This is a genomic window from Sphingobium sp. (genome assembly GCF_041987595.1).
GTDB lineage: Bacteria > Pseudomonadota > Alphaproteobacteria > Sphingomonadales > Sphingomonadaceae > Sphingobium.
The window spans coordinates 1-20763 of record NZ_JBHIWJ010000071.1; the positions used below are offsets into that span (position 1 = coordinate 1).

General features: G+C 63.8%; 20 protein-coding genes. 18 read left to right on the forward strand and 2 right to left on the reverse strand.

Annotated features, from left to right (window positions below):
- The first annotated feature begins 44 nt into the window (after nt 1–44).
- The 17 genes from ACFC3J_RS16080 (at nt 45) to ACFC3J_RS16160 (ending at nt 18455) form a co-directional block, all read left to right on the forward strand.
- A complete protein-coding gene (locus ACFC3J_RS16080; RefSeq protein ID WP_375197128.1) occupies nt 45–770 on the forward strand; it encodes a DUF4198 domain-containing protein in 726 nt (241 codons plus the stop codon).
- 22 nt (nt 771–792) lie between these two features.
- Nucleotides 793–1185, forward strand: a complete 393-nt coding sequence (locus tag ACFC3J_RS16085; protein ID WP_375197129.1) for a hypothetical protein — start codon at nt 793–795, stop codon at nt 1183–1185.
- 9 nt (nt 1186–1194) lie between these two features.
- Complete coding sequence (locus ACFC3J_RS16090) at nt 1195–1923, forward strand: HupE/UreJ family protein (RefSeq protein ID WP_375197130.1); 729 nt, start codon at nt 1195–1197, stop codon at nt 1921–1923.
- Nucleotide 1924: 1 nt separating this feature from the next.
- Nucleotides 1925–2533, forward strand: coding sequence for a hypothetical protein (locus ACFC3J_RS16095; protein WP_375197131.1), 609 nt, complete (start codon nt 1925–1927; stop codon nt 2531–2533).
- 27 nt (nt 2534–2560) lie between these two features.
- Entirely contained in the window at nt 2561–3772 is a 1212-nt protein-coding gene (locus ACFC3J_RS16100) for a DUF1624 domain-containing protein (RefSeq protein WP_375197132.1), read from the forward strand.
- Between the two features lie 340 nt (nt 3773–4112).
- Entirely contained in the window at nt 4113–6242 is a 2130-nt protein-coding gene (locus ACFC3J_RS16105) for a TonB-dependent siderophore receptor (protein WP_375197133.1), read from the forward strand.
- A gap of 99 nt (nt 6243–6341) precedes the next feature.
- Nucleotides 6342–7391 carry a PepSY-associated TM helix domain-containing protein gene (locus ACFC3J_RS16110; RefSeq protein WP_375197134.1) on the forward strand — a complete coding sequence of 350 codons (1050 nt, stop codon included), beginning with the start codon at nt 6342–6344 and terminating at the stop codon, nt 7389–7391.
- Nucleotides 7388–8314, forward strand: a complete 927-nt coding sequence (locus ACFC3J_RS16115; RefSeq protein ID WP_375197135.1) for a 2-hydroxyacid dehydrogenase — start codon at nt 7388–7390, stop codon at nt 8312–8314. Before ACFC3J_RS16110 ends, ACFC3J_RS16115 begins: the two co-directional genes overlap by 4 nt.
- Nucleotides 8315–8548: 234 nt before the next feature.
- Nucleotides 8549–9217, forward strand: coding sequence for a haloacid dehalogenase type II (locus tag ACFC3J_RS16120; RefSeq protein ID WP_375197136.1), 669 nt, complete (start codon nt 8549–8551; stop codon nt 9215–9217).
- An 8-nt stretch (nt 9218–9225) separates the two neighbouring features.
- Nucleotides 9226–10521, forward strand: a complete 1296-nt coding sequence (locus tag ACFC3J_RS16125; protein ID WP_375197137.1) for an NAD(P)/FAD-dependent oxidoreductase — start codon at nt 9226–9228, stop codon at nt 10519–10521.
- Nucleotides 10521–12053, forward strand: a complete 1533-nt coding sequence (locus tag ACFC3J_RS16130) for an ABC transporter substrate-binding protein (protein WP_375197138.1) — start codon at nt 10521–10523, stop codon at nt 12051–12053. Before ACFC3J_RS16125 ends, ACFC3J_RS16130 begins: the two co-directional genes overlap by 1 nt.
- On the forward strand, nt 12053–13033 hold the full coding sequence (locus ACFC3J_RS16135) for an ABC transporter permease (protein ID WP_375197139.1): 981 nt from the start codon (nt 12053–12055) through the stop codon (nt 13031–13033). The genes ACFC3J_RS16130 and ACFC3J_RS16135 overlap by 1 nt, the downstream gene beginning before the upstream one ends.
- Entirely contained in the window at nt 13030–13851 is an 822-nt protein-coding gene (locus ACFC3J_RS16140) for an ABC transporter permease (protein WP_375197140.1), read from the forward strand. The genes ACFC3J_RS16135 and ACFC3J_RS16140 overlap by 4 nt, the downstream gene beginning before the upstream one ends.
- Complete coding sequence (locus tag ACFC3J_RS16145; protein ID WP_375197141.1) at nt 13848–15665, forward strand: ABC transporter ATP-binding protein; 1818 nt, start codon at nt 13848–13850, stop codon at nt 15663–15665. Before ACFC3J_RS16140 ends, ACFC3J_RS16145 begins: the two co-directional genes overlap by 4 nt.
- A complete protein-coding gene (locus ACFC3J_RS16150; protein ID WP_375197142.1) occupies nt 15662–15970 on the forward strand; it encodes a (2Fe-2S)-binding protein in 309 nt (102 codons plus the stop codon). The genes ACFC3J_RS16145 and ACFC3J_RS16150 overlap by 4 nt, the downstream gene beginning before the upstream one ends.
- Nucleotides 15952–17328: an FAD-dependent oxidoreductase gene (locus ACFC3J_RS16155; protein WP_375197143.1), complete on the forward strand. Its 1377-nt coding sequence runs from the start codon at nt 15952–15954 to the stop codon at nt 17326–17328. Before ACFC3J_RS16150 ends, ACFC3J_RS16155 begins: the two co-directional genes overlap by 19 nt.
- Nucleotides 17325–18455 carry an NAD(P)/FAD-dependent oxidoreductase gene (locus ACFC3J_RS16160; protein ID WP_375197144.1) on the forward strand — a complete coding sequence of 377 codons (1131 nt, stop codon included), beginning with the start codon at nt 17325–17327 and terminating at the stop codon, nt 18453–18455. Before ACFC3J_RS16155 ends, ACFC3J_RS16160 begins: the two co-directional genes overlap by 4 nt.
- Before the next feature lie 77 nt (nt 18456–18532).
- Here the strand turns inward: ACFC3J_RS16160 and ACFC3J_RS16165 are convergent, their stop codons facing one another.
- Both ACFC3J_RS16165 and ACFC3J_RS16170 read right to left on the reverse strand, forming a co-directional pair.
- Nucleotides 18533–20020: an aldehyde dehydrogenase family protein gene (locus ACFC3J_RS16165; RefSeq protein WP_375197145.1), complete on the reverse strand. Its 1488-nt coding sequence runs from the start codon at nt 20018–20020 to the stop codon at nt 18533–18535.
- A complete protein-coding gene (locus ACFC3J_RS16170) occupies nt 20017–20235 on the reverse strand; it encodes a hypothetical protein (protein WP_375197146.1) in 219 nt (72 codons plus the stop codon). Before ACFC3J_RS16170 ends, ACFC3J_RS16165 begins: the two co-directional genes overlap by 4 nt.
- On the opposite strand from ACFC3J_RS16170, the gene ACFC3J_RS16175 reads away from it, so the two are divergent.
- Nucleotides 20222–20763: GNAT family N-acetyltransferase (locus tag ACFC3J_RS16175; protein WP_375197147.1), on the forward strand; the 542-nt coding region annotated here is incomplete at its 3' end. The two genes, ACFC3J_RS16170 and ACFC3J_RS16175, sit on opposite strands and share 14 nt — an antisense overlap.

Here is a 20763-nt window from a genome sequence, read left to right on the forward strand (position 1 = left end):
CATTTTGACCCATTGGAGGCGCGCCCGTGAAATTCACCCGTCTTATGACCGCAGCACTTTGCGCAGGCGTGGCCGTCGCGGCTGCGGCCCCGCTCAGCGCGCATGGCATCTGGTTCGCCCAGCGCGCCCGGCAGGTCGCGCTGATCTACGGCGTGGGCGCGGACGATCTGGACGCGGTAAAGCGTCTGCCGCTCGTCAAGACCGTGACCGGCTATGACGCCGACTGGGCGCCGGTGACAACCTCGCTGCGTGCGGCGGGCGCGATCCCCGTGGTCGACAGCGACGAGCCGTTGGCCGCCGTCGCAGCGATCATGGACTATGGCTATTGGAGCAAGACCCCCGACGGCGAATGGCATAACAAGGGCCGCGACGAAGTGCCCAACGCGACGCTGGCCGAGCATAATTTCAAATATGCCGTCTATCTGGCTCAGCAGCCGACCAAGCCTGTGCCGCTGCTGGAGGGCCACGCGCTCCAGCTTGTCCCCGCCGACCTCGCCATTCCGCAGAAGATGGGCGAACCGATGAAGGTGCGCGTCTATTACAAGGGCAAACCCGTCGCTGGCGCGACCGTGATGCAGGATTATGTCAACGATCCCGATGAGGCCAATCCCGCCAAGACCGGCTCCGACGGCACTGCGACGATCAGGCTGCGCAACCAGGGCATCAATGTGCTGATGGCGATCTATGTCGGGCAGACCACCGACAAGAAGGTCGATCATGAGGAATATCGCGCCTCGCTCTCATTCGTCCTGCCGCACCTGCCGGAATGAGTTCTATTTTGGAGACCATGCCATGAAGTTTGATCTGTTCCGCGCGCCCCTTTCTTCGGGCGCCATCGCTCTGGCCCTCGCCGCCCTGCCCGCCGCCGTCTTCGCCCACGGCAGCATGAAGCCCCAGCATGGGGGTCTCGTCCAGATGTCCGGTGAAACGATGATCGAACTGGTGACCGGCCCCAGGGGCGCCGACGTCTATCTCACCGAAGAGGATGAGCCGGTCGCCGCGGCGGGGTATACAGCCAAGCTGATCCAGACCGCCGGTGGCGCAAAGACCGAAGCGGCGCTCAAGCCTGTCGGTGCCAACAGGCTGTCGGCCGTCGGCTTCAAGGCGACAAGGGGCGCGAAGATCGTCGTCGCCCTGACCGACAGGAACGGCGCCAAGGTCTTCGCCACCTTCCAGACCAAATAAGAGCCGGCCATGAACAGCGCGCCCCTCCCTCCGCCTCTCTCCCGGAACCTGCGGCGGGTCGCGCTGCTGGCTTTGGGCCTGATCCTTGCGCTCATGAGCGCATCGCTCTGGGCGCATGGCGTCAATGAAAACGACAAGGCCTTCATCGAAGGCGCATCAGGCGTCAACATCATCCCCTATATGTATCTGGGCGCCAAGCATATGGTGACCGGCTACGACCATCTGCTGTTCCTGGCCGGCGTGATCTTCTTCCTCTATCGGCTGAAGGATGTCGGCGCCTATGTCACCCTGTTCGCCATCGGGCACAGCACCACGCTGCTCCTGGGCGTAATCTTCGACATTCGCGCCAATCCCTTCATCATCGACGCCATCATCGGCCTGTCGGTAGTCTACAAGGCGATCGACAATCTGGACGGGTTCCGGACCTGGCTGGGCTTCTCGCCCAATCCCAAGGCAGCGGTGCTGATCTTCGGATTTTTCCACGGCTTTGGCCTTGCCACCAAATTGCAGGAACTGACCCTGGCCAGGGACGGGATGATCCCCAACCTCATCAGCTTCAATATCGGCGTGGAAATGGGCCAGTTCATGGCGCTGACCATCATCCTGCTGCTGATGAACCTCTGGCGCTTGAGCGACAGCTTCCGTCGCACCGCCATCCTCGCCAACGCCGCGCTGATGACCGCCGGCTTCGTCCTTATCGGCTACCAGCTGGCCGGCTATTTTACTCAGGGTGCCTGACATGAACACGCAGACCATATCCGCGCTTCCTGCCCAGATTTCTCCGTCCCCCTCCACGCTGGCCAAGGCGACCGGCGGCGCGGTGATCGCCGCAGCCGCGATCCTGACGCTGTTCGTGCTGCCCGCCGAATATGGCATCGATCCCACCGGCGTCGGCACGGCGCTGGGCCTGACCGGCATGGTCGCGGGCAAGGCGGAAGCCGCGCCGGCCGCAGCGGTTCCGGCCAAGGCGAGCGATATGCCCACGCCGACCAAGGACAGCATTTCCAGGTCCACGCCCTGGCGGCAGGACGAGATGACCATCACCCTTCCCCCGCACAGCGGTCAGGAAGTGAAGGCTCACATGCAGAAGGGCGACAGCTTCATCTTCAGCTGGACGTCGAGCGGCCCGATCAAGGCGGAGATGCATGGCGAAGAGCTGAACGCGCCCGACGACGCCTTCACCGACTACTGGAAGGAACTGGAGATCAGCGGCGGACAGGGTGACTTTACCGCGCCCTTCGCCGGCATCCACGGCTGGTATTTCCGCAACAAGGGTGAAACGCCCGTCACCGTCACCGTCAAGACGGTCGGCTTCTACAAGGATCTCTATCAGCCCGAGGCTGAGTGAGCTAAAAGGCATAAGAGGACTGGTGCCATGAGCAGTATAGCGGGCCAAGCGCCCCCCATAAGCCTTCGGGCTTCCGCCTCCCCCATGGACGCCGCAAAGGCGCGTACCCGGCTGATCGCCATCGATGCGCTGCGTGGCCTCGTCATGCTGTTCATGCTGGTCGACCATGTGCGCGAAACATGGTTCCTGCATTTGCAGGTGACCGACCCGGTGAACGCCAACACCACCGATCCGGGGCTGTTCTTCACGCGCCTGCTATCGACCTTCTGCGCGCCGACTTTCGTGGCGTTGACGGGACTGTCGGCGTGGCTGTACGGCCAGTCGCATACGAAGGCCCAGGTGTCGGAGTTCCTGTTCAAGCGCGGCCTGTTCCTGCTGTTCCTTGAATTCACGGTCGTCGGCTATGCCTGGCCGACGCAGGCGCCCGCCTTCCCACCCATGGCGTTCTGGCTACAGGTGATCTGGGCCATCGGACTCAGCATGATCGCACTGGCCGCCCTGCTGCACATGCCGCGCCCGGCGCAGTTTGCCGTGGGTCTGGCCATAGTCTGCCTGCACAACCTGCTCGACCCGATCAGGCTGACACCGGACTCACCCTATTTCATTCCCTGGGCGCTGCTCCACCAACGCGACAAGTTCGAAATCGCCGGCGTGCTGTTCAAGACGACCTACCCGGTTCTGCCATGGATCGGCGTGATCCTGCTCGGCTATGCCTGCGGACCGTGGTTCGCGCGCGGCAGCGACCCGGCAAAGCGCATCAAGCGGCTCTTGACGCTGGGCCTTGGCCTGCTGATCGGCTTCGTCGTGATCCGTTACCTCAATGTCTACGGCGACAAGCCGTGGTTTATCGCGGAAACGCCGCTGCGCACGGTAATGAGCTTCCTCGCGCTCACCAAATATCCGCCCTCGCTGCTGTTCCTGATGCCGACCATCGGCACCGGCTGCCTGCTGCTTGCCGCTTTCGAAAGCTATCAGGACAGCAAGGCCATGCCGCACCTCGCCCTGCTGGGCGGCGCGCCGATGTTCTATTATGTGCTGCACCTCTACACGCTGAAGGTCATCTACAATATCGCGCTGGTCCTCTATGGCCCGACCAAGGGCACGGTGTTCGGCGTCGATCATCTGCGCTGGGTGTGGATCTGGGTCTTCATCCTGATCCCGGTGCTCTATTTCCCCACCCGCTGGTTCGCGCAGCTGAAACAGCGGCGGAAGGATATATGGTGGCTTAAATATCTTTAGATCCCGAGTGCCTGCGGGTTCCCTGGCCGCCTTCCACCCGGAAGGCGGCCTTTTTCATGGGTCTTTACGGCTCCGAAACGCGTGGAACCAGCCCAGTGAATCCTGCCGTCCAGCCCCCCTTTTCACTATTTTTCACCGTCAGGGGCGGCAAGTTTGACGTAATATTTCTGCAATGCAGGCATAGCCTGATTTCAACAAGAGGCGACAAAAACGCCCCGTGACCGGCCCCCGGAGAAAAAGGACCAAAAAGATGTCCGACTGGAGAGAAAGAAAAGAACAGGCCGGCACACCCCATTTCGCAGGACATATGGGAACAGCGATTTTTATAGGGGTAAGCATTATGCGCAAATATTCGGCTTTTCGTCTGGCCTTGACTGCCAGCGCCGCCGCCATCGCATTCGCACCGGGCGTTCAGGCCCAGACGGCTGGAGATGCCGGGGACGGCACAATCGTCGTCACGGCCATGAAGCGACAATATTTCGGCGACACGCCGGTCAAGGAAATCCCGCAGGCGGTGCAATTCCTGGAAGGCAAGCTGCTCGACGACCTCAACATCACCCGCCTCGACACCGCGCTGGAACTGGCAAGCGGCGTTTCGAAGCAGAATAATTTCGGCGGCCTTTGGGACAGCTTCGCGATCCGCGGCTTTGCCGGCGACGAGAATTTCCCGAGCGGTTTCCTGGTCAACGGCTTCAACGGCGGCCGCGGCTATGGCGGCCCGCGCGATGCCTCGAACGTCGAGCGGATCGAAGTGCTGAAAGGTCCGAACTCGGCCCTGTTCGGGCGCGGCGAGCCGGGCGGCACGATCAACATCGTCACCAAGAAGCCGGTGCTGGAAAAGACCTTCGGCAGCTTCGGCGTCGCGGGCGGCAGCTGGAACACCTATCGGGTCGAGGGCGACTATAACCTGCCCATCAACGACATGTTCGCGGTGCGCCTGAATGGTGCGGTGGAAGATGCCGACAGCTTCCGCGACACGGTCCACACCCGCAAATATGTGCTGACGCCGTCCTTCCTCGCGAAATTCTCCGACCGCGACCTGTTCACTTATGAAATGGAATATGTGAACCAGGAAGTGCCGTTCGACCGCGGCGTGGTGGCGATCCCGACCGCCACCAACGGCGTCACCACCTATAATCTGGGCGCAATCCCCAATTCCCGTTTCCTGGGCAATCCCAATGACGGCCCGGTAAAGGTCAAGGTGTTGGGCCATCAGGCACAATATCAGCATGATTTCAGCGACGACTGGACGCTGATGTTGGGTGCGGGTTACAAGGATACGATCTTCCGGGGCTATTCGAGCGATCCGGAACTGGCGTCCAGCCGCCAGCAGTTGGACAATGACGGCCAGACCCTGTCCCGCCAGCGCCGCTACCGCGACTATAATACCAGCCATATGGTGTTCCGCGGCGAAATCAGCGGCAAGGTCGAAACCGGATCGATCGTCCACAATATCCGCATTGGCGCGGACTGGGACCGTTTCAAGATCGACACCTATCAGCTCCGCTATCGACCGACCGCTGCGGATCAGTCCTATTCGATCGACATCTTCAATCCCAACTATAATATCGTCGCGCCGACGCCGACATCGGTCATCCAGAATGCGTCGGAAGTCCAGAAGGCCTGGGGCGTCTACGCCCAGGATCAGATCGAGATCAGCGAAAGCTTCAAGGTGCGCTTTGGCGGCCGCTACGACGATTTCAGCCAGAATATCAACAACCGGCTGGGCGTCACCACCCCCGCAGCCTATACCAAGTTCAGCCCGATGGCGGGACTGGTGTTCGAGCCGACACAAAGCCTGTCCTTCTATGCCAGCTATGGCAAGGGGTTCCGGCCGAACAGCGGCGTGGACGTCAACAACAACGCCTTTGCCCCGGAAGTCAGCAAAAGCTATGAAGTCGGTGCGAAGTTCGTAACGCCGAATGGCCGGATCACCAGCACGCTTTCGCTCTACAAGATGAAGAAGAGCAACGTGCTGACCGCCGATCTGTTGAGCGGCCTGTCCACGGCGGTCGGATCGGCCGAGAGCCAGGGCGTGGAGTTCGACGTCAACGCCAAGCTGCCTGCCGGGTTCGAGTTGTTCCTGACCTATGCCTATACCGACGCAGGCTGGGCGGACGACTATCTCTCCGCAGGGGTGAGCAAGAACGATCCTCTTATCAACATTCCCAAACATCAGGGCAACGCGCTGCTGTTCAAGAATTTCTCGATCGGCAATCATGAAGCAATGCTGGGCGCAGGCGTCACCTATGTCAGCAAGCGACTGGGCCAAACGGCGACGGATTTCTATCTGCCGGGCTACACCGTTGCCAAGGTGCTGGGATCGTTCAACATCACCGACCAGATCAAGCTGTCGGCCGATGTGACCAATCTGTTCGACAAGAAATATTATGCCAGCTCCTATTCGGCACTGTGGATCCAGCCGGGGGCGCCGCGGTCGTTCACGGTTCGGGGGACGTTTAACTTCTGATGCTCTGATATCGGAACTTTGAGTTCCGATCGGCCGCCGGCGACCCACCCCTCCAAGCCTGAGGGTCGCCGGCGGCTTTTTCCTTGTTCGGAGATTGAAATGAGCCGGGCGCAATGGCTTCGCCTTCATAAATATGTCGGGCTGGGCATGGCGGCACTGTTGCTGGTCCAGGCGCTGACCGGCATGCTGCTGCTCTATCGCGGGTCGGTGGCGCGGTTGATAGATCCTTCGGCTATGGTGAGCCATGGGAGCGGGCCGGTCATTTCCGCCGGAGCGGCTGCGATTGGGGCTGAGAAGGCCGTGCCCGGCTTTGCCGTGGCCCGATTGTTCGCGCCCGATGTCGAGGGCGCGACCTACGTGGCCGAAATGCACGATGCGCGTGGAGCGGTGCGCTATGCCTCGGTCGATCCGGCGGGTGGGAAAGTGCTGCGCGCGGGGAGCGTCTGGGCCTTTCCGATCGAAGCGGCGCTTCAGATCCATTACCGGCTGATGGCAGGCAAGGCAGGAATGGCCGTCGTGTTGCTGAACGCGCTGGGGCTGCTTGCCATGGCGGTGACGGGGCTGGCTTTCTGGTGGCCCAGGCGCGGACCGATGACGAAGCATCTCTCCATTCGCTGGAGCGTCGCTTTCCGACTGGTGCTGCGACAGTTGCATCGCACTGTCGGCGTAGTGGTTTCGCTGATTCTGGCTTTCCTCGCTGTGACCGGGCTGTTTCTGATCGTGCCGGAGCTGCTGGAAGCGAGCGGCCCGGGCCAGCGTCATGCGGCGGTCAGCGCGGGCACACTGGATCGGGCGCTGGCGCTGGCGCAGAACGCCTTTCCAGAGAGCGCGCTGCGGGACATCCGCCTGACGGAGAAGCGCCTGATCGTCAATTTCCATGCGCCGGAGCGTAATGCGCGCGCCGTCCACCGCGCGGTGGTGACCATCGCCGCCCCTCAAATGGTCAGCGCCACGCGCGCCGAACAAAATGACGCGCTCTGGATGACGGTCCTGCCGTTGCACGCCGGCAACAGCCTGGGCGCAATCGGGCCGGCGCTGTGGATGGCCGCAGCACTGGCGCTCATTATCCTTTCCATTTCCGGGCCGGTAATGTGGTGGCAGGCCCGTGTCCTGCGCCGCCGCGCCACTTCCAGAAAGTTGCCTGCATGACTTTGCTCTACACCTCCGATGCCGAGCGCGGCCGCATCTGGCGCGCCATATTCGAAGCCGAAGCGCCGGACATCGCCTTTATGACGCCCGAGGAAATGAGCGATCCGGCCGCGATCCGCTATCTGGCGGCATGGGACCCGTCAGCCGAGCTGCTGGCGCGGCTTTCGGGGCTGGAGATTCTCTTTTCCGTGGGCGCCGGGATCGACCAGTTCGACATGGGCAAACTCCCCCGGCACGTCCGGCTGGTGCGCATGATCGAGCCGGGCATCACCGAGGGCATGGTCGAATATGCCTGTGGCGCGGTGCTGACGCTGCACCGGAATCTGATCGACTATCGCATCGCGCAGCGGGAGCATCGCTGGGCGCCGATCAAACTGCTCCCTGCCTCCGCGCGCCGGGTCGGGGTGATGGGTCTGGGGCAGCTGGGGCAGGCGGTGCTGGGCGCGCTCCGCCCCTTCGGCTTTGCGCTGTCGGGATGGAGCCGGTCACGGCACGTTATCGAGGGCGTGACCTGCCATGCGGGAGAGGCGGAACTGCCCGTGTTTCTGTCGGGCTGCGATATCCTGATCTGTCTTGTGCCTCTGACCGCCGAGACACGCGGCATTTTGTGCCGGAAAACTCTGTCGCAACTGCCGCGCGGTGCTGCGTTGATCAATGTCGGGCGGGGCGGACATCTGGTGGAGCATGATCTGCTGTCGTTCCTCGACGAGGAGCATCTTTCTGCGGCGATACTCGATGTGACCGAGCCTGAGCCACTGCCGGAACAGCATCCTTTCTGGGACCATCCGCGCATCCTGCTGACACCACATATCGCCAGCATGACGCGAGCGGACAGCGCAGCGCGAGCGCTGATCGCCAATATCCGGCGGCACCAGACCGGCCAAGCGATGGAAGGCGAAGTGACACGCGACCGGGGTTATTGAGCTGGCGATATTCTGTGCCGCATTTCCGCATGCGAAGACCATAAAGCAGCTATTTCCCGACCCGATCTCCGACCTGAACGGCCCACGGCAAACTATGCCGAAACCATGGTATAAAAGGTCCAAATCTGCGCTGCCCGCCAAGCCAATCGGAAACATGTTCCGGACAGCCCATGCCGTAATGGCTTCATCGAAACGGCCCACCGGCCACTCTCAACCAAGGGGGAGTTCCCACCCATGCCCAACTTCCGGCCCAAATATATCAGCTTCGACTGCTACGGCACGCTGACCCGTTTCCGCATGACCGAGATGGCGACCGCCTTCATGGCCGATCGTGTCGCGGCAGAGAACCTGCCTGCTTTCTGCAAGGATTGGAGCGCCTATCGGCTGGACGAAGTGCTGGGCGCCTGGAAACCCTATCAGGAAGTCATCCGCAATTCCGTTCGCCGCACCTGCAAGCGCTGGGGAGTCGAATATCGCGAAGCTGACGCCGACGCCGTCTATAATGCCGTGCCGACCTGGGGCCCGCATGAGGACGTGCCGGGCGGCCTGTCCAAGATCGGGGACAAGATCCCGCTCGTTATCCTGTCCAACGCGATGAACGACCAGATCCATCACAATGTCGGCATGCTGGGCGCCCCCTTCCACGCGGTCTACACCGCGCAGATGGCGCAGGCCTACAAGCCGCGCATGCAGGCGTTCGAATATATGTTCGACCAGCTCGGCGCGAAGCCCGAAGAGATGATGCACGTCTCCTCCAGCTTCCGTTACGACCAGAACACCGCGACCGACCTGCGCTTTGGCTGCCGCGTGTTCGTGGGCAGGGGGCATGAGCCGTCCAACGCCTTCTATCGCGACGTCGAAATCCCGCATATCGGCGCTCTGCCTGCGGTCGTGGGTCTCTGATTCCAGCGATGAACGCATCCCCCCTCTCCTATTGGCTGGCAAGCGCCCCGCCCTTTACGGGCGCGGCACAGGGCGCCGTTGAAGGGAAAGCTGACGTCGCCATTATCGGCGGCGGCTTTACCGGGCTTTCGGCGGCGCTCGCGCTGGCCAGGCGCGGCGCCAGCGTCATGCTGTTGGAGAAGGGGCGCGTCGTGGGCGAGGCTTCAGGGCGCAATGGCGGTCAGTGCAACAATGGCACGGCCCATGATTATGGCGCCCTCTCCGCCCGCTTCGGCAAGGATATCGCCAGGGCCTATTACGGCGCCCATGTCGATGCGGTCGATCTGGTCGAGCGGCTGGTTCGGGAGGAGGCCATTGATTGTGCCTTCAGTCGCTGCGGCCGGGTAAAGCTCGCCGCCAAACCGAAACATTATGAGAAGCTGGTGCGGGCGCATGATCTGCTTGCCAGAGAGGTGGACGAGAATGTCCGCCTCGTCCCCCCGGAACGCATTCGCGAGGAAGTGGGATCGGACGCCTTTCACGGCGCGCTGATCCAGACGACCAGCGCGCAACTGCATCCGGGGCGCTTTGGCGTGGGCCTTGCGGAAGCGGCGGCGCGGGCAGGCGCGAAGATTTATGAGCATGCCGAGGTTACCGGCCTGGAGCGGTCGGGCAGCAACGGGCCCGGAAACTGGCGGGTGACGACGCCCAGGGGGCAGATTACGGCTTCGCAGGTGCTGGTCGCGACCGGCGGAGCGCCTGCCGCCGCGCCCTTTGGCTGGTTCCGGCGGCGGATCGTGTCGGTGGGGAGCTTTGTCGTGGCGACGCAGCCGCTCGACGACGCGCTGATCGACAGCCTGCTGCCCGGTCGGCGCAACTATGTGACCAGCAAGAACATCGGCAATTATTTCCGCCTGACCGCCGACAACCGGCTGATCTTTGGCGGGCGGGCACGCTTTGCGATCAGCGATCCGCGCTCCGACCTCAAGAGCGGGCGCATTCTCGAACAGACGATGGGCGAGATTTTCCCGGCGCTGAAGGGCGTGGGCGTCGACCATGTCTGGGGCGGGATGGTGGACCTGACCGCCGATCGCCTGCCGCGCGCGGGCGAGCATGACGGGCTTTTCTATTCCATGGGCTATAGCGGCCATGGCGTGCAGATGGCGACCTATATGGGGCAGATGATGGCGCGGGTGATGGCTGGCGAGAATGCCGCCAACCCCTGGGACGGCCTCGACTGGCCCAGCGTCCCCGGCCACTTCGGCAAGCCATGGTTCCTGCCGCTCGTCGGCCTGTGGTACAAATGGCAGGATATCATCCATTGATGGACGACTTCTCCTTTTCACGGCGGGACATGCTGGGCGCGCTGGGAGCAGGACTGCTGCTGCCGGAGAACGCACTGGCCGCGCCGCCCCGGCCCCGCGTCGGCGGGCGCATAAGGGTGGCCAGCCTCTCCAGCTCGACCGCCGACACGCTCGACCCGGCCAAGGGTGCGCTGTCGACCGACTATATACGCCATTATATGTTCTACAACGGGCTGACCCAGCTCGACCGCAACCTGATCCCCCGCACCGCGCTGGCCGAGCGGATCGACAGCAGCGATCAGCGGAACTGGCATATCCGCCTGCGGCGCGGTGTGACCTTCCATGACGGCGCGACGCTGACGGCCAGGGATGTGGTCTGGTCGCTGCTGCGGCACAATGACCCGGCGACCGGCTCCAAAATGGCGACCATCGCCGAGCAGTTTGCCGAGGTGAAGGCGACGGGTCCGCTCGACCTGACGATCCGCCTCACCGGACCCAATGCCGACCTGCCGACCATCCTCGCCCAATCGCACTTCCTGATCCTGCGTGCGGGGACCAGGGATTTCCACAGCGCCAACGGCACAGGCCCCTATCGCTGCGCCCAGTTCCGCCCCGGCGTACGGACTCTCGCCCGGCGTAATCCGAACTACTGGCGCCACGGCAGGCCCTATCTGGAAGAGATCGAACTGATCGGCATCCCGGACGAGGTCAGCCGCGTCAATGCGCTGCTGTCGGGCGATGTGCAGCTGATCCTCGCGGTCAATCCGCGTTCGACGAAGCGTATCCGCGCCTCCCGCCGCCACGCCCTGCTGGAGAGTCAATCCGGCCTCTATACCAATCTCATCATGCGGCAGGACGGCGCGCCGACCAACAATCCCCATTTCGTCGCGGCAATGAAATATCTGATCGATCGGCCCCTGATCAAGCGGGCGCTCTATCGTGATTATGCGACGATCGCCAACGACCATCCGATTCCGCCCTTCCATCCCTATTATCGCGCCGATCTGCCGCAGACCTCGCTCGATCTGGACAAGGCGAAATGGCACCTTCAGCGTGCCGGACTGAACGGCGTGCGCCTGCCTGTCTATGCCTCCCCGGCTGCGGACGGGTCCGTCGACATGGCGTCGATCCTGCAGGAATATGGCTCGCGCATCGGGCTTAACCTGGCGGTCAACCGGGTGCCGGGCGACGGCTATTGGTCGACCCACTGGATGCGGCACCCGCTGACCTTCGGCAACACCAACCCGCGCCCGACCGCCGACCTGATCTTCAGCCTCTTCTACAAGTCCGATGCCGACTGGAACGAGTCCCGCTGGAAGAATCCGCGTTTCGACAGGCTGCTGCTGGAAGCGCGCGGCGAAGCGGATCAGGCCCGACGCAAGCAGCTGTACGGCGAAATGCAGGGGCTGGTGCATGACCGCTGCGGTGTCGCCATTCCGGTCTTCATCAGCCTGATCGACGGATATGACCGGCGCGTGAAGGGCCTGCAATCCATGTCCACCGGAGGTCTGATGGGCTATCAATTCGCCGAACATGTGTGGTGGGAAGGCTGATGGCTGGCGGTTCCTCCTCTTCCGGCGCAAGGGCCGCGCTTGCACTGATTGGCAAACGCTTCGCCTCATCGCTGCTGACGCTTCTGCTCGTGTCGGCGGTGGTGTTCACCATCGCCCAGCTTCTGCCCGGCGATGCCGCGCAGGAAGCGCTGGGTCAAAGCGCCACCCCTGAGCAGGTCGCCGCGCTGCGCCATGAAATGGGCCTCGATCGCCCGGCACCCGAACGCTATGTGAACTGGCTGGGAAGCATGGTAAGCGGCGATCCCGGCCAGTCGCTGGTCGCCAATCTCCCCGTGTCCGAAGTCATTTCCAGCCGCCTGCCCAACAGCCTGCTGCTGGCCGCGCTCAGCGCGCTGGTCGCGGTGCCCGTCGCGCTCGCCATCGGCATCGGTTCGGCCATGAACCGGGGCGGCAAGCTGGACCGGGCGCTCAATGTCTCGACCCTGTCCATGGTCGCGGTGCCGGAATTTCTGGTGGCGACGCTCGCCGTGCTGATCTTTTCGGTGAAGCTGCGCTGGCTGCCCTCCATCGCGCTGGTCGCGGACGATATGAGCTGGAGCGATTATCTGCGCGGTGCGGCCATGCCGATCCTCTGCCTCAGCATCGTCGTCATCGCCCAGATGGCCCGCATGACCCGCGCAGCCGTGATCGACCAGATGGACCGCCCCTATGTCGAAATGGCGGTGCTGAAGGGCGTGCCACCGGTCCGGGTCGTGCTGCGGCACATCATGCCCAATGCGGTCGCGCCGATCGTCAATGCGATGGCATTGAGCCTTTCCTATCTGCTGGGCGGAGCGATCATCGTCGAAACCATCTTCAACTATCCGGGCCTCGCGAGCCTGATGGTGAATGCCGTCACCAGCCGCGACATGCCCCTGCTGCAAGCCTGCGCCATGATCTTCTGCGCGGCCTACCTCATCCTCATGCTGATCGCGGACCTCACCGCCATCCTCGCCAACCCCAGGCTGCGCGCACAATGACTGCTTCTTCCCTCCGCTGGACGAAAACCCTTCCGCTGTCCGGCAGAATTGGCCTTTCGCTGGTGATCTTCTGGCTGATCGTCGCAATATTGGGGCCGGTGCTGGCGCCCTATCCGGTCGGTGCCTTCGTCGCCTATGACGTTTTCGACGGAATATCGGCGCAGCACTGGCTGGGGAGCGACTATCTCGGCCGCGACGTGCTGAGCCGTCTGCTGTCGGGCGCACGCTATACGGTCGGCCTGGCGGCGGCGGCGGCCATGCTGGCGAGCGCTACCGGCACGACGCTGGCGCTCACCGCTGCTGTGGGAGGCCCAAAGGTCGATGAACCGCTGTCGCGCTTCATGGACACGTTGATCTCGATCCCCTCCAAGATCTTCTCGCTGGTCCTGGTGGCTGCGTTCGGTTCCTCGCTGGCGCTGCTGCTGCTGATCGCCGCAGTAACCTACGTGCCGGGCAATTACCGCATTGCCCGCGCGCTGGCGGTGAACCTGGCGCAGATGGACTATGTGCAGGTCGCACGGGTGCGGGGGGAAGGACGCTTCCACCTCGCGTTGCGCGAGATCCTGCCCAACATGATCCATCCGCTGCTGGCCGATTTCGGGTTGCGCTTCGTGTTCATCGTATTGCTCCTCTCAGGTCTCAGCTTCCTCGGCCTCGGCGTGCAGCCGCCGGATGCGGATCTCGGCTCGCTGGTGCGCGAGAATATTTCGGGCCTCGGTGAAGGCGCGCTGGCGATCCTGATGCCGGCCGTCGCCATCGCGACGCTGACCGTGGGCGTCAACCTGCTGATCGATGGCCTCAAGGGGAAGCGCGTATGACCGCTCATGTCGAAGTGAAGGGTCTGCGCGTCACCGCCCGCAATGCGGCAGGAGAGAGCTTCCCCATCGTCAGCGATATCGACTTTTCGCTGGAGCGCGGCGAGGTGCTGGCGCTGATCGGGGAGTCCGGATCGGGCAAGACCACGATTGCACTCACCCTGCTTGGCCATGCGCGGCCGGGAGCGGTGATTGCGGGCGGCACCATCCGCGTTGGCGACTCCCAGATACTCTCGCTGGACGCCAAGGGCCTGACGGGGCTTCGCGGCAACCGCATCGCCTATATCGCGCAGTCGGCCGCCTCGGCCTTCAACCCTTCGCGCACGATCATGGATCAGGTGATCGAACCAGCGCTGATCCATAATCTGATGCCGCGTGCCGCCGCCGAAAAGAAAGCGGTCGAGCTGTTCCGCGCGCTCGCCCTGCCCTTCCCCGACACGATCGGATCGCGCTATCCGCACCAGCTTTCGGGCGGGCAGTTGCAACGCCTGATGGCGGCGATGGCGCTCGTCACCGATCCTGAGCTGGTGATTTTGGACGAGCCGACCACTGCGCTCGACGTCACCACCCAGATCGAGGTGTTGCGGGCCTTCAAGGCAGTGGTGCTGGAGCGCGGCGCGACCGCCATCTACGTGTCGCATGACCTGGCGGTCGTGGCGCAGATGGCGGATCAGATCGTGGTGCTCAATCAGGGCCGCATTCGCGAAAAAGGCAGCGCCGATCAGATACTGCACCGTCCTGCCGACGATTATACGAAAACGCTGATGGCGGCCGCCCGGCCCGCGGTAAGGCCCGCGCCGAAACAGGCCGGCATACCAGCCGCGCCGCTGCTCGAAATCCGCGACATGACGGCAGGCTATGGCAGGATCGGCAAGGATGGCCGTCCGCGCATCCCTGTGCTGCGCGACATCAACCTCAAGATGGAGCGTGGCGCGACCCTGGGCGTGATCGGGGAGTCCGGTTCGGGCAAATCCACCATGGCGCGGGTGATCGCGGGGCTGCTGCCTCCCTCGCAGGGCGAGGTGCTGCTCAATGGCGAACCGCTGCCGCCGGGCCTGAAAGGGCGCAGCCGCGACCAGTTCCGGCGTGTCCAGCTGGTGTTCCAGAATGCCGATACAGCGCTCAACCCCGCCCACTGCGTGGGCCAGATTCTCTCTCGCCCGCTGGCCTTCTATCATGACCTCAAGGGAAACGCGGCACGGCTTCGGGTGCTGGAACTGCTCGACCTCATCCGCCTGCCCGCTTCGGTTATCGACCGGCGCTGCGGCGATCTGTCGGGCGGGCAGAAGCAGCGCATCAATCTCGCTCGCGCGCTGGCGGCGGATCCCGACCTGATTCTCTGTGATGAGGTGACCTCGGCGCTGGACACCGTGGTCGGTGCGGCGATCCTCGACCTGATGGCAGAGCTGCGCAGGGAACTGGGCGTCGCTTACATGTTCATCAGCCACGATATTTCGACGGTGCGCGCAATCTGCGACGACATCCTCGTCCTCTATTCGGGCAATATGGTCGAGATGGGCAGACGCGAAGGCTTCCGGGAGGCGCCCTTCCATCCCTATACCGACCTGCTGATCGGATCGGTGCCGGAAATGCGCGCCGGATGGCTGGAGGAAAGCGGCGCCGCCCGCTCCCTGCCCCTCATCGGCGCCCCGGCGGAAGAGGTCGAGCTCTGCCGGTTCCTGCCGCGCTGCGCAGCCCGGATCGACGGGGTCTGCAACGTCCTTGCCCCGCCGCGCCACGCGCTCGCCAAGGGCAACAGCATTTTGTGCCATCATGGAGAAGAGAGTTTGACGAAAGTTCAGGGGGTAGCCGCATGAGCGCGCGCTTCGTTCGTCTGGGCGAGACTGAGCGCCCTCCGGTCACGCTGCATGTCGACGGCCAGCCGATCACGGCGCTGGAGGGCGACACGCTGATGGTGGCGCTGCTGAGCGCAGGCGGGACCTTGCGCCAGTCCGAGTTCGGCGATGGCCGCCGGGCAGGCTTCTGCCTGATGGGCGCCTGTCAGGATTGCTGGGTGTGGACGGCAGGCGGCGACCGCCTGCGCGCCTGCTCCACCCTTGCTTCTGCGGGTCAGCGCATCCTCACCAGACAGCCGGAGGCGACATGGCCGAACCTCGCATAATCGTCGTCGGCGCGGGACCGGCCGGCGTTCGCGCAGCCGAGGCTGTGGTGATGGCCGGCCTGCGCCCCATCGTCATCGACGAAGCGCGGCGCGCGGGGGGGCAGATCTACCGCCGCCAGCCCGAGAATTTCACACGGCCTTATGAGAAGCTCTACGGCACGGAAGCCGGCCTGGCGAAGGCAGTTCACGACAGTTTCGATGCGCTGAGGGGTCGGATCGACTATCGGCCGGAGACTTTGGCGTGGAACATCGCCGGCGGGCAGCTGTGGACAGCGCAGGGCAATGTTCAGGAGGCGCTGCCCTTTGACGCGCTGATCCTCTGCACCGGCGCGACCGATCGGCTGATGCCGGTCAAGGGCTGGAACCTTGCGGGCACATACAGCCTTGGCGGGGCGCAGGTTGCGCTGAAATCGCAGGCGGTATCCATCGGGCATGAAGTGGTCTTCATGGGGTCCGGGCCGCTGCTCTATCTCGTCGCCTCGCAATATGTGGAGGCAGGGGCAAAGGTGGCCGCGGTGCTGGATACCTCGCCGGCGGGCGCGCGGATCAAGGCACTGCCCGATCTGATGGCGCAGCCTGCGGTGTTGTGGAACGGTATCAGGCTCACGCGTGCGCTGAAGAAGGCCGGCGTGCCGGTGCATCACCGGATAACGCCGGTCGAGATCATGGGCGAGGCGAACAGCGGCGTCAGCGCCGTGCGGTTTCGCGACGCATCGGGCGTGGAAAAGACGATCGGCTGCGATGCGGTAGCGGTCGGCTATCATCTGCGGCCTGAAACGCAATTGGCGGACCTTGCCCGTTGCGAGTTCGCGTTCGATCCCGGCACCCGTCAATGGCTCCCCCGACGCGACGAGGATGGTCGAGCCAGCACGGAGGGCATCTATCTGGCCGGCGACGGGGTAAAAATCCTCGGCGCGCGTGCGGCGGAGGCAAGCGGAAAGCTGGCCGCGCTGGCGGCGCTTTCCGACTTTGGCCTCCCGGTCGATGGCGCCGCGATGACAGCGCTGCGCCGTGATGTGGCGGGCTATGCCAGGTTCGCTCGCGGTCTGGCCAAGGCTTTCCCCTGGCCCGCCCATCAGGCCGCCGCCCTCCCGGACGAGGCGATCGTCTGCCGTTGCGAAGCCGTCAGCGCGGGCGACCTGCGTTCCGTCATGCGTGAAACCGGCGCCATCGAAGCCAATCGCGCCAAAGCCTTCAGCCGCGTCGGCATGGGACGCTGTCAGGGCCGTTATTGCGGCCTCGCGGCGACGGAAATCATCGCGGCCCAAGCCAAAATCCCGGTCGAGCAGGTCGGCCGTCTGCGGGGGCAAGCGCCAGTCAAGCCACTGCCCATCGCCATCGGAGAAGAAGAAGCATGAGCGTGGCAAGTGACGTCATCATCGTGGGTGGCGGTCTCATGGGATCTTCGGCGGCGCTGTTCCTGCGCGGCCATGGTCTGTCGGTCACGTTGCTGGAAACCGACCTGATCGGACGGCAGGCGAGCGGCACCAATTTCGGCAATGTCCGGCGCCAGGGCCGTGCCCTGCACCAGTTGCCCCTCGCCAACCGCGCCCTCGCCATCTGGCGCAAATCGCGTGAATTGCTCGGCGCGGATGTAGAATATCTTCAGTCTGGGCATATCCGCGTCTGCTACCGCGACCGGCCGGAACTCGTCGGCGCGATGGAGGACTATGCCGACAAGGCGCGGCTTGAAGGGCTGGACCTAGAACTCCTCACCGGCAACGCGCTGCGGGCGAAATTTCCCTTTTTCGGGGCCGATGTGTTGGCAGGATCCTACTCCGCGATGGACGGCCATGCCAATCCCCGCCTCGCCGCGCCCGCCTTTGCGCGGGCGGCGCAGCGTATGGGCGCGGCGATCCATGAGAACAGCAAGATTGTGGATGCGCAAAAGGTGGGCGACGATTTCCTCGTCACCGCAGAGGATGGCCGGACGTTCCGCGCACCGGTCCTGCTGATCACCGCAGGCGCCTGGGGCAATGCGTTGTCTTCGCAATTTGGCGAATCGGTGCCCATCGTTCCCAAAGGGCCGAATATGAGCGTCACTGAACCGGTGCCCTACGCGATCCATCCGGCCGTCGGGGTGATGACTCCGCTGGAGGAGGAAACGGTCTACTTCCGGCAGGTGGCGCGCGGTAACATCGTGCTGGGCGGGTCGACGCGCGGACCTTCCTATCCGGACGAGTATCGCAGCTATGTGCTGCCGCAGAACACGCTCAGCCAGTTGAAACACATCAGACGTCTTGCCCCCGCTCTGGGCAAGCTCAACATCATTCGCGTCTGGTCGGGCATCGAGGGCTACATGCCCGACAGCCAGCCGGTCATGGGGCCAAGCGCGACGACGAGCGGGCTTTATTATGCCTTCGGCTTTTCGGGTTCCGGGTTCCAGATCGGGCCGGGCGTAGGCGAAACGATGGCCGAAATCATCGCCAGGGGCAGCACGGACATTCCAATGGAGCCGTATAGAATTGGGCGGTTTGCGGAATAGAGCGACATGCTCCAATTCTCATACCCCGTCATCGCCGCCTGCACGGGGATGACGGGGGAAACGGGGCTGTCCGCGCCTTAAAACTCGATCAACGCAGTCTTGGTCTTGAGGTTGGCCATATAGGCCTCGCGCCCCAGATCCTTGCCAATGCCGGACTGCTTGTAGCCGCCTGTCGGCAGGATGAAGTCATTGCTTCGGCCATAACGGTTTACCCAGACCGTCCCCGCCTCCAGCGACCGCGTGGCCCTGAGCGCCAAGGCGACATCGCCGGTGTGGACCCCCGCCGCCAACCCATAATCGCTGTCGTTGGCGAGAGCGTAGGCCTCTTCCTCATCGGCGAAGGTCTGGACCGTCAGCACCGGTCCGAAAATCTCGCCCTGCACGGCTTCGCTCTTCTGGTCGACATTGGCCAGCAATGTAGGCGCGAAATAGCTGCCCTCCTGCGGGGCCGTTGCCCGGCCGCCCCCGGCCAGCACCTCTGCGCCTTCAGATATGGCGCGCTTGACGATGCCGTCCATCCGGTCGAGCTGGCCTTCGGAAATGATCGGCCCCATTGTCGTGTCCGTGCGCCAGGTCGGACCGGCCTTGTGCGCGGCGAAGGCGGCGAGGATGCGGTCGATCACCTGATCCGCGACCTTTTCCTGCACCAGCAGCCGCGATCCGGCGACGCAGACCTGCCCGGCGTTGAGCGTGATCGCCCGCGCGACGATCGCCGCCGCCCTGTCCAGCCGGGCTTCGTCCAGCCCGGCATCGGCAAAGACGATCTGCGGGCTTTTGCCGCCCAGTTCCAGCGTCACCGGCTTGGGTCCGGTTTCCGCGCAGGCCGCCATGATCGCCGCGCCCGTCCGGGTGGATCCGGTGAAGGTCACTTTCGCCACTTCCGGGCGACGAACCAGCGGATCGCCCACCGATCGGCCATCGCCCTGCACGATGTTGAACACACCTGCGGGCAGCCCCGCCTCGATCGCCAGTTCCGCAAGCCGGACAATGCTGAACGGCGTCATTTCGGACGGCTTCAGCACGACGCTGTTTCCCGCCGCAATGGCCGGCGCAATCTTCCAGCCCGCCATCACCAGCGGCAGGTTCCACGGCGCGATCGCCGCGACCACGCCATAGGGCTCCGCAATCGTCAGCCCCAGCTTGTCAGGCGTGGTCGCCGCCACTTCGCCGCCGATCTTGTCAGCCCATTCCGCGTAGAAGCGGATCGTCTCGGCAGTGTAGCTCAAATCCCAGGCGTTAATTTCGTTGATCGTGCGCGTGGAACCCAGCGCCTCCAGCGGCGCGAGGTTCGCCGCATCCGCCTCGATCAGATCGGCCCAGCGGCGCAGCACCTTCATGCGGCCGCGCGGGTCGGTCTGCGCCCAGCCGCTTTTCTTATAGGCGGTCTGCGCATTTTCCACCGCTTCGGCCAGCTGGTCTGCATCGGCGCCGTCCAGGTCCGCCTGCACCCGGCCGTCCGAGGGACGCCGCACCGTGATCGCGCTCCCCCGCCCTTCGATCCGGCGGCCGCCAATGAAGTTGTTGGCCTTTGCCAGACTGATGAGGTCGGGGTTGAAACCGGTCACGGCATAATCTCCTTCAGCACGCCTTCCCTATAAAATAGGGTTGCCCGGCGGCATTTGTGGCAATTGCGCTGGAAAGACTGCGCGATATTCTTCCAAAAAAAATGCGAAGGCAGCAGCCAATGCTTATGGGCTGACCATAATGTCCCGGTCATTGATTCATGACCAAGGGCGGGCACCCCTTCCCGCCAAGGAGCAAAACGCATGGCGACAGGCATAAAGGCGATGGTGGATCTGCGGCGCATGACCGCAGAGGATTTGACCGCCGCCCACGACCTTTCCCTCGAACAGAAATGGCCGCACCGGGTCGAGGATTGGGAGATGCTGTTCCAGCTCGGCTTCGGCTATGTGGCGGAACGCACCAATGCGGATGGTAAGCCGGAGGTGATCGGCACCGCCATGGCGTGGCTCTATGGCGATGATGCCGCGACTTTGGGCATGGTGATCGTTTCTCCAAAGGCGCAGGGCATGGGTATCGGCCGCCGCCTGATGGATGCGGTGCTGAACGATCTGGGCGACCGCACGGTGCTGCTCAACGCGACCGATGAGGGCGCGCCGCTCTATCGCAAGCTGGGTTTTCATCCGATCGGTCCGGTATTCCAGCATCAGGGTGCGGCCTTTGCAGTGCCCATGGCGGAACTTATCCCGGATGAACGCGTCCGCCCGCTCGGAAGCAAGGATATGGCTGTGCTGCGCGATCTTGCCCGGCAGGCCACAGGCATGAACCGTGATGCATTGCTCGATGC

What these genes read in the sequence shown, in the direction of transcription:
- ACFC3J_RS16130 (WP_375197138.1), top strand. Translation starts at nt 10,521, where the DNA reads ATGGACGACTTCTCCTTTTCACGGCGGGACATGCTGGGCGCGCTGGGA.
- ACFC3J_RS16085 (WP_375197129.1), top strand. Translation starts at nt 793, where the DNA reads ATGAAGTTTGATCTGTTCCGCGCGCCCCTTTCTTCGGGCGCCATCGCT.
- ACFC3J_RS16155 (WP_375197143.1), top strand. Translation starts at nt 15,952, where the DNA reads ATGGCCGAACCTCGCATAATCGTCGTCGGCGCGGGACCGGCCGGCGTT.
- ACFC3J_RS16120 (WP_375197136.1), top strand. Translation starts at nt 8,549, where the DNA reads ATGCCCAACTTCCGGCCCAAATATATCAGCTTCGACTGCTACGGCACG.
- ACFC3J_RS16160 (WP_375197144.1), top strand. Translation starts at nt 17,325, where the DNA reads ATGAGCGTGGCAAGTGACGTCATCATCGTGGGTGGCGGTCTCATGGGA.
- ACFC3J_RS16090 (WP_375197130.1), top strand. Translation starts at nt 1,195, where the DNA reads ATGAACAGCGCGCCCCTCCCTCCGCCTCTCTCCCGGAACCTGCGGCGG.
- ACFC3J_RS16095 (WP_375197131.1), top strand. Translation starts at nt 1,925, where the DNA reads ATGAACACGCAGACCATATCCGCGCTTCCTGCCCAGATTTCTCCGTCC.
- ACFC3J_RS16145 (WP_375197141.1), top strand. Translation starts at nt 13,848, where the DNA reads ATGACCGCTCATGTCGAAGTGAAGGGTCTGCGCGTCACCGCCCGCAAT.
- ACFC3J_RS16110 (WP_375197134.1), top strand. Translation starts at nt 6,342, where the DNA reads ATGAGCCGGGCGCAATGGCTTCGCCTTCATAAATATGTCGGGCTGGGC.
- ACFC3J_RS16125 (WP_375197137.1), top strand. Translation starts at nt 9,226, where the DNA reads ATGAACGCATCCCCCCTCTCCTATTGGCTGGCAAGCGCCCCGCCCTTT.
- ACFC3J_RS16135 (WP_375197139.1), top strand. Translation starts at nt 12,053, where the DNA reads ATGGCTGGCGGTTCCTCCTCTTCCGGCGCAAGGGCCGCGCTTGCACTG.
- ACFC3J_RS16115 (WP_375197135.1), top strand. Translation starts at nt 7,388, where the DNA reads ATGACTTTGCTCTACACCTCCGATGCCGAGCGCGGCCGCATCTGGCGC.
- ACFC3J_RS16105 (WP_375197133.1), top strand. Translation starts at nt 4,113, where the DNA reads ATGCGCAAATATTCGGCTTTTCGTCTGGCCTTGACTGCCAGCGCCGCC.
- ACFC3J_RS16140 (WP_375197140.1), top strand. Translation starts at nt 13,030, where the DNA reads ATGACTGCTTCTTCCCTCCGCTGGACGAAAACCCTTCCGCTGTCCGGC.
- ACFC3J_RS16080 (WP_375197128.1), top strand. Translation starts at nt 45, where the DNA reads ATGACCGCAGCACTTTGCGCAGGCGTGGCCGTCGCGGCTGCGGCCCCG.
- ACFC3J_RS16170 (WP_375197146.1), bottom strand. Translation starts at nt 20,235, where the DNA reads ATGCCTGTCGCCATGCGTTTTGCTCCTTGGCGGGAAGGGGTGCCCGCC.
- ACFC3J_RS16100 (WP_375197132.1), top strand. Translation starts at nt 2,561, where the DNA reads ATGAGCAGTATAGCGGGCCAAGCGCCCCCCATAAGCCTTCGGGCTTCC.
- ACFC3J_RS16150 (WP_375197142.1), top strand. Translation starts at nt 15,662, where the DNA reads ATGAGCGCGCGCTTCGTTCGTCTGGGCGAGACTGAGCGCCCTCCGGTC.